We start from the raw sequence: 12,289 nt of genomic DNA on the forward strand, positions 1-12,289 counted from the left end.
CAGAAGCACTTTCTGAAATCGCTCAAAACCTTGCTGTAAAACTTTATGAACAAGCAAACGCAGCTCAAGGAGAAGCGGGTGAAGCAACAGATTCTCAAGAAGGACCAAAAGATGCTAATACATTTGATGGCGACTTTGAAGAAAGCAAATAATATTTTAAAAAAGTACTGATCATTTCGTCAGTACTTTTTTTATATAAAAATATGGAGAATTTAGACAAAATGGACAAGGTGTCCAAAAAACGTTTCAGATTCTTGCAATCGTTTTACTCTTGTACTATGATGAAATTAGTAAGAGATTGGAGGAGAATTAAAAAAGAAAGGCTAAAATTTTAGCCGAAATATGTTGTTTAGAATTCGAGGAGGTTAATTATTATGCGTTATACAAATGGAAATTATGAAGCTTTCGTTCACCCAAGAAAACCAGAAAATGTTGATGGAAAATCAGCTTATATCATTGGGGCAGGTCTTGCTGGCCTTGCAACAGCAGTATTTTTAATTCGTGACGGTCAAATGTCTGGTGACCGTATTCATATTTTAGAAGAATTACCTTTGTCAGGTGGCTCCTTAGACGGTTCATTTATTCCACATGATGGCTTTGTTGTACGTGGTGGTCGTGAAATGGAAAATCATTTTGAATGTCTTTGGGATTTATTCCGCTCAGTTCCATCTCTAGAAGTGGACAATGCGTCTGTTTTAGACGAATTTTATCGTATTGACCGTGATGACCCTAATTCATCTAATTGTCGGATTATTCATAATCGTGGTGAACGAGTGGATGATGACGGGAAATTTACATTAAGTCCGAAGGCCCAAGAAGAAATTGTCAAATTATTTATGACAAAAGAAGAATTACTTGTAGGTAAAACCATTGAAGATTGTTTTACCGACGAATTTTTCGAATCAAATTTCTGGCTTTACTGGTGCTCAATGTTTGCTTTTGAAAAATGGCATTCAGCCATTGAAATGCGTCGTTATATCATGAGATTTATTCATCATATTAAAGGATTGCCTGATTTTTCAGCTCTAAAATTCACGAAATATAATCAATATGAATCCCTTGTTAAACCATTACTTTCATATCTGAAAGAACATAGCGTCGATTTTAAATATGGTGCTCAAGTCGAAAATGTTGAAGTTGATTTTTCAAATGGTAAAAAAGTCGCTAAGTCCATTATTTTTGCTGACAAAAAAACAATAGAACTGACAGAAAATGATTTGGTTTTCGTTACAAATGGTTCAATTACTGAAAGTTCAACACAAGGTTCGCCAACACAAGCTGCACCAAAAACAAATGAATTAGGTGGCTCTTGGAAACTTTGGCAAAATTTGGCTAAACAATCAGAAGAATTCGGACATCCAGATGTTTTTTGTAAGGATATTCCTAAAGAAGCTTGGGTTGTGTCAGCAACTGTTACTTGGAAAAATTTGAAAATCCAACCTTATTTTGAAAAATTAACACATCGTCAATTACGTTCAGGAAAAGTAGTGACAGGTGGTATCATCACTGTAAAAGATTCAAATTGGTTACTTTCATTTACAACACACCGCCAACCTCACTTTAAGGAACAAAATGACGAAGAATCAGTCACTTGGGTCTATGGTCTTCTTTCAAATACACCAGGTAATTACATCAAAAAACCTATTGAAGATTGTACAGGTGAAGAAATTACTCAAGAATTACTCTATCATTTAGGGATGCCAGAAGACGAGATTGAAGCATTTGTGAAAGAAAATACCAATACAATTCCAGTTTATATGCCTTTCATTACTTCATATTTCATGCTTCGTGAACCCGGTGACCGCCCACTTGTTGTACCTGAACAATCAGTAAATTTAGCTTTTCTAGGTAATTTTGCTGAAACAGCCCGCGATACCGTTTTTACTACAGAATATTCAGTGAGAACAGCCATGGAAGCTGTATATCAATTATTGAATGTTGATCGAGGAATTCCTGAAGTGTATGCTTCAGCTTATGATTTGCGAACTTTGGCTAGTTCAGTCTACTATCTATCAGATAAACAAAAATTAGAAGATTTGGATTTGTCATTCATCAAGAAACAAGCTTTGAAAGTTGGTCTCAAAAAACTCAAAGGAACCTATCTTGAAGAGGTTTTAGAAGAGGCTGGATTGATTTAAAATTTAAATGGGGTCAATAGAAATAGCGAAGTCTAATGCTTCGCTATTTTTGCTACAATTATTTTTATGATTAAAGAAAAATTATATAAGGAACTTGTTGAGATTCGTCATTACCTTCATGCTCACCCTGAAGTATCAGAAGAAGAATTCGAAACTACAAAGTTCATTCGTGAAAAATTATTAGACTGGCAAATCGAGATACTAGAAAGTAACCTAAAAACAGGACTTGTTGCCAAGATAGGTTCTGGAAAACCAGTGATTGCATTAAGAGCAGATATTGATGCCCTACCAATTTTAGAAGAAACAGGTCTAGAGTTTGAATCTAAAAATAAAGGAGCAATGCATGCTTGTGGTCATGATTTGCATATGACAAGTCTCCTTGGTGCAGCTCAATTATTAAAAAAACAGGAGCAGGAGTTAAAAGGGACAATAAAACTTATATTTCAACCTGCTGAAGAAATCGGTGAAGGGGCTAAGCAAGTTTTACAAACCGGTCTACTATCAGACGTACAAGCTTTTTTGGGTTATCATAATATGCCAACTTTACCAACCGGACTCATTGGATTGCGCGAAGGAGGGGTCATGGCTGCAGTCGAACGTTTCGAAATTATTGTTAAAGGACAAGGAAGTCATGCAGCGTATCCTCAAGAAGGAAGAGACCTTATTTTAGCCAGCTCTGCAATCGTCCAAAATCTCCAACAAATTGTATCCAGAAATATTTCACCTCAAAAAACGGCGGTTGTCTCAATAACCCATATTGAATCGGGCAATACTTGGAATGTCTTACCAAATAATGCCAGATTAGAAGGGACAATAAGAACGTTTGAGAATGAAGTGCGGACTTTGACTAAAAGAAGGTTTAGCGAAATTATTGAAGCAACCGCAAAAGCGTATGATGTTCAAGTAGAAATTAAGTGGCTTATGGAAGCAGAACCGACCTTTAACGATTTTGAACTGACAGAACAAATCAGGCAAAGAACAGAACAATGGTACGATAAAGTGATTTATCCTGAACCTTCGAGCGCTGGGGAAGATTTTGCTAATTATCAAAAACAAGCACCAAGTTTCTTTGCATTTATTGGTTCAAATGGACCGGAGGCTTCTGGTCTTCACTTTCCTGATATGCTTGTCCAAGATGAGACATTAAAAGTTGCTGTTGAATACTACATACAATCTGCTCAGCACTTACTCGAATATCTTAAATAAAGCCGTATTTTTGAACGGTTTTTTATTTTTGAACATTTTTGAAAGAAAATGATAGTTAATGATTGATTTTGATAGATAAAGGTGTTATAATAATTTTTGTAAACGAATTCAGGAGATGGAAATGTTAGCAAATGAAAGAAAAAAAAGGATTGTTGACTATCTAAAAATAAATAGGAGAGCAACAATAGAAGAACTTCTCACCCTGATGGATTGCTCTATTTCAACACTTAGGCGTGATTTGAATGAATTGGAGAAAGAAAAGAGTTTAAGGCGGGTCCATGGTGGAGCCGAACTTACACAGGATTTATCAGAAGAGTTAAGTATTTCTGAAAAAACGTCCAAAAACATTCAAGAAAAAGAAGAAATCGCGCAAATTGCCTTATCAAAAATTAAAGATGGAGATATTGTCTTTCTAGATGCTGGAACAACAACTGGTCTTTTAGCAGAACTTATCAATCAATCACATCTTTATCTAACGATTGTAACTAACTCTGTCACGCATTTAGCAAAATTGACAGATGACCGATTGATTGTTTATTTACTCGGTGGACGAGTGAAAAAGGTAACAGATGCAATCATTGGAAGTCAGGCCTTGGAACAACTATCTGCCTATCAATTTAATGTGGCCTTTGTGGGTGCGAACGGTTTTGATACCGAGCATGGCGCAATGACGCCAGACCATGAAGAAGCAGCAATTAAAGGATTAGCGGTTAAACAAAGTCAGAATGCTTATGTTTTGGCTGACTCTTCCAAATTAGGCCAAATGAGTTTCGTAAAATTTGCTAATTCTGAAGAGGTTGAATTAATTACCGAGAATAATTAGAGTATGTTTTTTTATAAATAAAAGTGAAAAGATTTCACTAAATGTTAATATTTCAAACTTACGTCTTAAATAAAAGGAGAACTATGATTTATACAGTAACACTCAATCCAGCGCTTGACTACTTCATGAACTATGAGGCTATATCACTGGGTGAGGTTAACAGAACAGGAAAAACACAGATTTCAGCAGGTGGTAAAGGAATTATGGAAAGCCGCATGCTCAGTCTTTTAGGAGCCGAGAGTAAGGCTTTGGGATTTCTAGGTGGTTTTTCTGGTCAATATATTAAAGATTTTTTAAATGAGAATCAAATTGATTCGGATTTTACAGAAATAGCAGATTTGACTAGAATTAATGTGAAACTTAAGAGTCAAGAAAATGAAACCAGCCTAGATGCTACTGGACCGAAACTTGAAGAAAAAGAAATCAATCATTTTCTTGAAAAATTTAATCATTTGACCCCAAATGATATTGTCGTTTTTGCGGGAACAATTCCTAAAACTTTAGGTGAAGATTTCTATGAGCGTTTGATTGAAAAAGTACAAGAGTGCGGGGCAACATTCGTTATGGATGTTGATGGTAAAAAACTACTTGATTCGCTCCCAGCTCATCCCTTGCTTATCAAACCAAATCGTGAAGAATTAGAAGCGATTTTTGGGACAAGCTTTGAAAATAATGAGCAAATTATACCTTATGGTAAAAAACTATTAGACATGGGTGCTCAAAATGTTATTGTTTCAATGGCTGGAGATGGAGCCCTCCTCTTTACGAATGAGAAAGTTTATTTTGCTCAAGGGATTAAGGGAGAATTAAAAAATTCTATTGGAGCTGGTGATTCGACTGTTGCAGGATTTTTGGCCGAATATAGTCAATCTAAAGATCCACTCTTAGCATTCAGACAAGCGATTGCTTGCGGAACTTCAAAGGCATTCTCAGATGATATGCCAAGCCGAGCATTTTTGGAAGATATTTATAAAAAAGTTAATATTTCAGAGGTGAAATGATGGAAATTAAAGATTTATTAAAAACAGAGGTTATGATTCTTGACCTCCAAGCAACTAGCAAAGAAGCCGTTATTGATGAAATGGTCAATAAATTAGTTTCTGAAGGTTATGTCAGTGATTTTGCAACTTTTAAAGCAGGAATTATGGCACGTGAAGCGCAAACTTCAACTGGACTTGGTGACGGGATTGCCATGCCTCACAGTAAAAATACCGCTGTTAATGAACCGGTTGTTCTATTTGCAAAATCAAAAACTGGTGTTGATTACGCGGCATTAGATGGTCAACCTGTCAATCTTTTCTTCATGATTGCAGCCCCAGATGGTGCTAATGATACTCACTTAGAAGCTTTGGCACAACTTTCCACTTATCTTCTTAAAGACGGTTTCCAAGACCGTTTGAGAAAAGTTGAATACCCACGCGAAGTCATTCAACTCTTTTCTGAAAAACAAGAAGAAGTTGCAACTCTTGAAAATGCTGAACATTACATTGTAGCTGTAACAGCATGTACAACAGGAATTGCCCATACTTACATGGCTGAAGAAGCACTTAAAAAACAAGCCTTGGAAATGGGTGTTGGTATAAAGGTTGAAACCAATGGTGCGCGTGGAATTGATAATAAATTAACTTCAGCTGATATTCAAAAAGCTGATGCTGTTATCGTAGCTGCGGACAAAAAAGTCGAAATGAATCGTTTTGCTGGTAAAGAAATGGTTCAAGTTCCAGTTGCACACGCCATTCGAGATACGGAAGAATTAATTAATCGTGCGCTTTCAGGAAATGCACCAATCTATGAAGCAGATGGAACGGATGAAGTAAAAGAAGAATCATCTGGTGGCTTAGGTAAAGCTTTCTATAAACACTTAATGGGTGGTGTTTCTGCAATGCTTCCATTCGTTGTCGGAGGTGGGATTCTTATCGCTCTTGCTTTCTTGATTGACCAAGCGATGGGGGTTCCTCAAAGTCAATTGGCCAACCTTGGAGTTTATCATCCTTTAGCTGCTTACTTTAAAAATGTTGGGGGCGCGGCTTTTGCCTTTATGTTACCTGTTTTAGCCGGTTTCATTGCAAACTCAATCGCTGATAAGCCTGGTTTAGTTGCTGGTTTTGTCGCTGGTTCTATGGCATCTTCTGGTTTGGCTTTTGGTCATTTAGACCCTGCTAAAATGATTCCGTCTGGTTTCTTAGGAGCCTTGGTTGGTGGTTTCCTTGCTGGTGGAGTGATTATTCTTCTTCGTAAAGTCTTCGCAAAACTTCCGCGTTCACTTGATGGGATTAAAGCCATATTGATTTATCCATTAGTTGGAACATTTATCACAGGTTTCTTAATGCTTTTTGTCAATATCCCAATGGCCGCAATTAATACCGGACTTTCTAACTTCCTAGCAAGCTTATCAGGCGCATCTGCCCTTGTTCTTGGTCTAGTCGTTGGTGGAATGATGGCTATTGACCTTGGTGGTCCAATCAACAAAGCTGCTTATATCTTTGCAACTGGTACTTTAGCAGCAACAGTTTCAACTGGTGGTTCAGTAACAATGGCAGCAGTTATGGCTGGTGGGATGGTTCCACCACTCGCAACTACAGTAGCTGTTATCTTGTTTAAAAATAAATTTACCAAAGAAGAACGTAATGCTGGTTTGACAAACATTGTGATGGGGCTTTCATTCATCACTGAAGGTTCAATTCCATTTGGAGCAGCTGACCCAGCACGCGCAATTCCATCATTTATGATTGGAGCAGCAGTAGCCGGTGGTTTGACTGGTATGGCAAACATTAAATTGATGGCACCACATGGTGGAGTCTTCGTACTTGCTTTGACAAATAATCCTTTACTTTATCTATTGTTCATCTTGATTGGAGCAATTGTTTCAGGCCTATTGTTTGGAGCTTTGAAAAAGGCTAAATAGAATTGAATAAAATGAAAAAAGCGGATAATCCCGCTTTTTTTTGTTTATAAAAGAACCAAAATAAACTTCAAAGAATGGGGACTCAGTTTTTTTATTGACAGAAATCAATTTTATTCTTTTGTTTTTGAACTATACTGTAATTATAAAAATAAAAGGATGATTGGAAAATGGCTTTTCAAAAATGGTTACAAAAAAATGCAAATCGCTTGATGCTGGTATCAGCAATATTGATTGGGTTTGGTTTCTTGGGGAAATATGTTTTTGCTAATGAATTAGCTTGGAATTTAACAATGCTCATCGCTTCAATTTTGGGTGGGTTACCGATTGGAATCCACGCTTATCAGGCTTTAAAATTCAAACAAATTTCGATTGACTTGTTGGTTACGATTGCGGTAGTGGGTGCGATTTTCATTAGAGAATTTGAAGAATCTGCTATCGTAACTTTCTTATTTACTTTCGGAACTTATCTGGAAAAAAGAACGCTTGAAAAAACGCGGTCATCAATTAAAGAACTGTCGCAAATGGCGCCGACAAGAGCGCTTTTTGCGGATGGAAGAGAGATTGATATTGACAAAGTCAAAGTAGGCGATAAGCTTCTGATAAAAACAGGAAGTCAGGTGCCTGTAGATGGTCGAGTTTACAGCGGTTCTGCTTTTGTCAATGAATCGGCTATTACAGGGGAGTCACAGGAAGTTAAGAAAAACAGTGGCGAGCAAGTATTTTCAGGGAGTATTTTAGTAAATGGAAGCCTCTATGTGACTGCTGAAAAAGTGGGCGAAGATACAACTTTTGGAAAAATCATCGAATTAGTTGAAGAAGCACAAGATACTAAATCACCTGCTGAAAAATTTATTGACCGTTTTGCAAAATATTACACACCAATCGTACTTTTGATAGCGATTATAACTTGGCTCATGAGTCAAAATTTGGAGCTTGCTATTACGATTTTGGTATTGGGTTGCCCGGGGGCCTTAGTGATTGGTGCGCCGGTATCTAATGTTGCTGCGATTGGTAATGGTGCGAAAAATGGTCTATTGATCAAAGGAGGAGAGGTGATGGACACTTTTAGTCGGACCGATACCTTACTTTTTGATAAAACAGGAACACTGACAAAAGGTGAAACAGAGGTTGTATTAGTAAAAAAATATGGCGAAATCTCAGAAAATTTACTGACGAAAATATCGACAATTGAAACTCAATCTAATCATCCACTCGCGACTGCGATTGTTAGATTTATTGGGAGTCAGAAAAAGGAAAAAATTAACGAGCTAGATGTGGTTAGAGGTCAGGGAATTATTGCTGATGACCTATTGATTGGAAATGAAAAATTACTGACAGCCCATGAAATTTTACTGACAGATTCTCAAAAACAAAGTTTGAGAGAAGTAGAAGAAAAAGGGATGTCGATCGTGCTTGTTGCAAAAGCTGGTCAGCTCAAATTAATCTATGGAATTGCTGACGAAATCCGTCCTGATGTTAAAAAAGCGCTGAGAGCCCTAAGGCGTAATGGAATGAAGAAAATGGTGATGTTGACCGGCGATAATGAAGTGACTGCCAGAAATGTTGCAAAGGAATTGGGAATTGATGAAGTTCATGCGAATCTGCTGCCAGAAGATAAAGCAAGAATTGTCAGTGAATTTAAATCGTCAGGACATAAGCTTGCTTTTATTGGTGATGGAATTAATGATAGTCCGTCGCTTGCCCTTGCCGATATTGGGATTGCCATGGGTTCTGGTACAGATATTGCGATTGAAACGTCTGACGTTGTGTTGATGAAGTCTAGTTTTGCTGAGTTAGTTCAGGCTTATGGATTGGCAAAAAATACTGTGAGAAATATGCGTCAAAATATTGGGCTTGCGATTGCTGTCGTTATTTTTCTACTTGTCAGCTTGATTTTAGGTGGGACAGGATTTGTTCCAAATTTTGTCAATATGGGTACGGGAATGTTTGTTCATGAAGCGTCGATTTTGGTGGTTATTTTAAATGGGATGCGTTTGATTTCTTATAAAAATAAAAAGATTAATTGATACAAATCAATTTTTTATGATTAGAATAGCGGTAAAATAAGAGAAAAGTTAAAGAAAGAAGGAAAGAAGATGTCTAAAATAATTATGAAACTTGGTGAGCTAAGTTGCCCATCTTGTCTTGCAAAAATCGAAGGGGCAATGACTGGGACAAAGGGAGTGATTTCTGCCAAAGTTTTGTTTAATGCCTCAAAAGTCAAAGCTGAGTTTGACGAAAATATCGTCAAATCTGACGAATTGGTCACTAAAGTTGAAAAGCTCGGATATCCCGTGCAAAGCTCAAAAGTTACGCTAGTTTGAGCAAGGAGGGAAAAATGATTGAAGTAAGTATTGATGAAAAATATGAAGCAGAAGTCAAAAAAACTGAGATTGACCACCATAAACCAACTGCTGGTGCGATGTTGAGTCATGTTTTGTCTAATATTTTTTATGAAAAAATAAGTTTGATGCAGGCAGGGCTTTATGCCAAAAGTGCAGATTATCGCATAAAATTTCGTGAAATTGCCCTAAAAGAAGACGAATGGTTTTATCTTATTTCTGAGCAGTTACTTGATGAAAATGAATTGGTCCCAACGACGCTTGACGAATTTGTCAGCAATCATAAATTCATTGAAAATGACCCCAAAGCCAAGTATTGGACAGATGAAGCATTGATAGAAAACTTTATCAATGATTTTCAGAACCAAAATTTATTTATCGGACGAGCGATTAAACTAGCACAAAAGGAAGAAAAATTTAGCTTAGAACTTGTAATTCGCAAGCTTTACGGCTATAATTTGTCTATTATTCGCTATTTTGCAGGAGAACTTGGAAAAATGATAGGCGAATTTATTGAGGAGGAAGATGACGATTAAAGATTTTGATGAGCATTTAAGTGACCACCATTGTATCCAGCTAGTCCCACTTTTTTCTGACTTGAGTCCAGATGAGCTTGCTCAAGTTGAAGAAATTGTTCAACATAAAAAAGTCAAAAAAGGTGAAACGGTTATTCAACCATCGGCAGAGCCACTTCTGACAATAGTTGCCAAAGGAAGTTTAAAAATATATCAAATCTCATCCACTGGAAAAGAACAGCTATTAAGAGTGATTGAACCTGGTGGATATGAAGGAGAAAAATCTATTTTCGGCCTTGTCAATAAAAACTTATTTGGCGAAGCGCTATCGGATAGTACGATTTGTTTTGTCAGAAAATCCGATTTTACAAAACTCTTACTCGCTAAACCTCAACTTTCCCTCCGTCTTCTTGAAATGAACGCTGTGAAACAAAATGAAACGGAGCAACAAGCCAAGTTTTTGATGATGGAATCTGTAGAAATGCGTCTTGCTAACTATTTATTGGATTTGGCTAAAATTACTGACGGATCTTATGTACAAATTCCAATGACTTTGAAGGATTTGTCAGCATTTATTGGCACGACTCATGAAACAATCAGCCGAAAACTTCGTCTCTTAGAAGAGAAGGGATTGGTCGAGCATTACGGAAAATCTTTCAAAATTTTAGATTATGAAAGACTTGAAGATGAATATGCTTAGACAAATTTCTGTCAGTAAATTTATTTACTGACGGAAAAAATATAATCAAAAAAATACTGACGAATTGATTCTGTCAGTATTTTATTTTTAATGAAAAAATGAAACCTAAGTAAACAATGAGGATTATCAACAAAAGGGCTTGTTTTTTGATATAATGGAAGGAGTAAACTGGGGGATTGGGAGAAATTATTATGAGTTTTATTGCACTTTTTGAGCTGGCACTTTTTTTTCTTAATGTTATTTTATCCTTTGTCATTATTTTTAGGGAAAGAAAATCAACAGCAGCAACTTGGTCATGGCTCTTTGTAGTTAATTTATTGCCGATTATCGGCTTTATTTTATATTTACTCATTGGTCGTGGAATTTCACATTATCGTATTTTTAAAGACCGTAAAAGGTTTCAACTTGGCTTTGAAAAACAACTTGAACATGCGGAAAAATCATATACAGATAGATTGTTTATTGAAAAAATGAGAAAAAATCATGTGATTGGTCAACTAATTCACATGCTTTATGTTGAAGAAAAATCGATTATTTCAACAAATACTGGTGTCAAAATTTTTAATGATGGACGCCAGAAATTTAACGCTTTGATAGAAGATATAAATCAAGCCAAGCATCATGTCCATATGGAATATTATATTTTTAGAATGGATCGAATGGGTCATGAAATCTACGATGCCTTACTGGCAGCCGCAAAACGTGGAGTAGAGGTGAAACTTTTAATTGACGCTTGGGGTTCAAATAAGACTAAAATGTCCAGCTTTAAAGAGCTTCAAGAAGCTGGTGGACATGTGGCTCAATTTTTCCCCTTGATTATGCCCTTAGTTAATCCCCGAACAAATTACCGTTTGCACCGTAAAATCGTTGTGATTGATGGTGTGGTTGGCTATACAGGTGGATTCAATGTCGGTGATGAATATGCTTCAATTACGAAAAAATTTGGATATTGGCGTGACAATCATTTACGATTGACTGGTGATATTGTTTATAGCTTACAGCATCGTTTTATTTTAGACTGGAATTCACAACATCATTTTGAAGTGACTGAGGGAGAGCCTTATTTTCCAGATTCTATTGTTGAAGGACATGTAGCGACTCAACTTGTGACTTCTGGTCCAGATGAGGATAAAGAGCAAATCAAATTGACTTACATGAAGATGATTTCTGGTGCTGAACGAGAAATTATCATTCAAACGCCCTATTATATTCCTTCTGATGCCTTGCATGAGTCAATAAAATTGGCCCTTTTATCAGGTGTACAAGTTAAAATGTTAATTCCTAACAAGCCAGACCATCCGCTGGTTTACTGGGCGACATATTTCCATGCCGCTGATTTAGTTAAATATGGTGCCAAGGTTTATACTTATGAAAATGGATTTGTTCATTCTAAAACGTTAATTATTGATGGAGAGTATGCCTCAGTTGGTTCGGCAAATTTGGATTATCGAAGCTTACAATTATGTTTTGAAGCAAATGTTGTTATTTATGATTATGATATTTCACAAAAATTGCGAAATGATTTTATGAAAGACTTGAAGTTAAGCCGTCCATTGACTTTAGAGCGTTATGAAGAAAGATCAAAACTGATTCGTTTTAAAGAAGGACTGGCTCGCTTAATTGCACCAATGCTTTGATTTAGAAACTAAGATAGAGCAAA

10 protein-coding genes are annotated in these 12,289 nt (G+C 36.5%); all 10 read left to right on the forward strand.

The genetic code is table 11. The features are described 5' to 3' along the window. Positions 1–374: 374 nt before the first annotated feature. The 10 genes from RSC39_RS06825 to cls all read left to right on the forward strand — a co-directional run bounded on the left by RSC39_RS06825 (position 375) and on the right by cls (position 12,266). Positions 375–2,138, forward strand: coding sequence for an oleate hydratase (locus RSC39_RS06825; protein WP_332536074.1), 1,764 nt, complete (start codon positions 375–377; stop codon positions 2,136–2,138). Between the two features lie 66 nt (positions 2,139–2,204). Next, positions 2,205–3,344 carry an amidohydrolase gene (locus RSC39_RS06830; RefSeq protein WP_332536076.1) on the forward strand — a complete coding sequence of 380 codons (1,140 nt, stop codon included), beginning with the start codon at positions 2,205–2,207 and terminating at the stop codon, positions 3,342–3,344. A gap of 121 nt (positions 3,345–3,465) precedes the next feature. Further along, on the forward strand, positions 3,466–4,167 hold the full coding sequence (locus tag RSC39_RS06835; RefSeq protein WP_332536078.1) for a DeoR/GlpR family DNA-binding transcription regulator: 702 nt from the start codon (positions 3,466–3,468) through the stop codon (positions 4,165–4,167). 83 nt (positions 4,168–4,250) lie between these two features. Next, positions 4,251–5,168 (forward strand): 1-phosphofructokinase, encoded by a 918-nt coding sequence (pfkB, locus tag RSC39_RS06840; protein ID WP_332536080.1) that lies wholly within the window; start codon positions 4,251–4,253, stop codon positions 5,166–5,168. Beyond that, positions 5,168–7,072: a fructose-specific PTS transporter subunit EIIC gene (locus RSC39_RS06845; RefSeq protein WP_015082323.1), complete on the forward strand. Its 1,905-nt coding sequence runs from the start codon at positions 5,168–5,170 to the stop codon at positions 7,070–7,072. Before pfkB ends, RSC39_RS06845 begins: the two co-directional genes overlap by 1 nt. A 167-nt stretch (positions 7,073–7,239) precedes the next feature. Beyond that, the gene (locus tag RSC39_RS06850; protein WP_332536083.1) at positions 7,240–9,099 is read left to right on the forward strand and encodes a heavy metal translocating P-type ATPase; all 1,860 of its coding nucleotides are present in this window, start codon (positions 7,240–7,242) and stop codon (positions 9,097–9,099) included. Positions 9,100–9,168: 69 nt separating this feature from the next. Continuing rightward, the gene (locus tag RSC39_RS06855; protein ID WP_332536085.1) at positions 9,169–9,396 is read left to right on the forward strand and encodes a heavy-metal-associated domain-containing protein; all 228 of its coding nucleotides are present in this window, start codon (positions 9,169–9,171) and stop codon (positions 9,394–9,396) included. A 14-nt stretch (positions 9,397–9,410) separates the two neighbouring features. Beyond that, positions 9,411–9,950: a DNA-binding protein gene (locus RSC39_RS06860; RefSeq protein WP_332536086.1), complete on the forward strand. Its 540-nt coding sequence runs from the start codon at positions 9,411–9,413 to the stop codon at positions 9,948–9,950. After that, a complete protein-coding gene (locus RSC39_RS06865; protein WP_332536088.1) occupies positions 9,940–10,629 on the forward strand; it encodes a Crp/Fnr family transcriptional regulator in 690 nt (229 codons plus the stop codon). Before RSC39_RS06860 ends, RSC39_RS06865 begins: the two co-directional genes overlap by 11 nt. A gap of 191 nt (positions 10,630–10,820) precedes the next feature. After that, positions 10,821–12,266, forward strand: a complete 1,446-nt coding sequence (gene cls, locus RSC39_RS06870) for a cardiolipin synthase (RefSeq protein ID WP_042748054.1) — start codon at positions 10,821–10,823, stop codon at positions 12,264–12,266. Positions 12,267–12,289 lie beyond the last annotated feature (23 nt).

It is taken from the genome of Lactococcus sp. (assembly GCF_036648155.1).
In the GTDB taxonomy this organism is placed as follows: Bacteria; Bacillota; Bacilli; order Lactobacillales; family Streptococcaceae; genus Lactococcus; species Lactococcus cremoris.

What these genes read in the sequence shown, in the direction of transcription:
- pfkB (WP_332536080.1), top strand. Translation starts at nt 4,251, where the DNA reads ATGATTTATACAGTAACACTCAATCCAGCGCTTGACTACTTCATGAAC.
- cls (WP_042748054.1), top strand. Translation starts at nt 10,821, where the DNA reads ATGAGTTTTATTGCACTTTTTGAGCTGGCACTTTTTTTTCTTAATGTT.
- RSC39_RS06850 (WP_332536083.1), top strand. Translation starts at nt 7,240, where the DNA reads ATGGCTTTTCAAAAATGGTTACAAAAAAATGCAAATCGCTTGATGCTG.
- RSC39_RS06825 (WP_332536074.1), top strand. Translation starts at nt 375, where the DNA reads ATGCGTTATACAAATGGAAATTATGAAGCTTTCGTTCACCCAAGAAAA.
- RSC39_RS06865 (WP_332536088.1), top strand. Translation starts at nt 9,940, where the DNA reads ATGACGATTAAAGATTTTGATGAGCATTTAAGTGACCACCATTGTATC.
- RSC39_RS06830 (WP_332536076.1), top strand. Translation starts at nt 2,205, where the DNA reads ATGATTAAAGAAAAATTATATAAGGAACTTGTTGAGATTCGTCATTAC.
- RSC39_RS06835 (WP_332536078.1), top strand. Translation starts at nt 3,466, where the DNA reads ATGTTAGCAAATGAAAGAAAAAAAAGGATTGTTGACTATCTAAAAATA.
- RSC39_RS06860 (WP_332536086.1), top strand. Translation starts at nt 9,411, where the DNA reads ATGATTGAAGTAAGTATTGATGAAAAATATGAAGCAGAAGTCAAAAAA.
- RSC39_RS06855 (WP_332536085.1), top strand. Translation starts at nt 9,169, where the DNA reads ATGTCTAAAATAATTATGAAACTTGGTGAGCTAAGTTGCCCATCTTGT.
- RSC39_RS06845 (WP_015082323.1), top strand. Translation starts at nt 5,168, where the DNA reads ATGGAAATTAAAGATTTATTAAAAACAGAGGTTATGATTCTTGACCTC.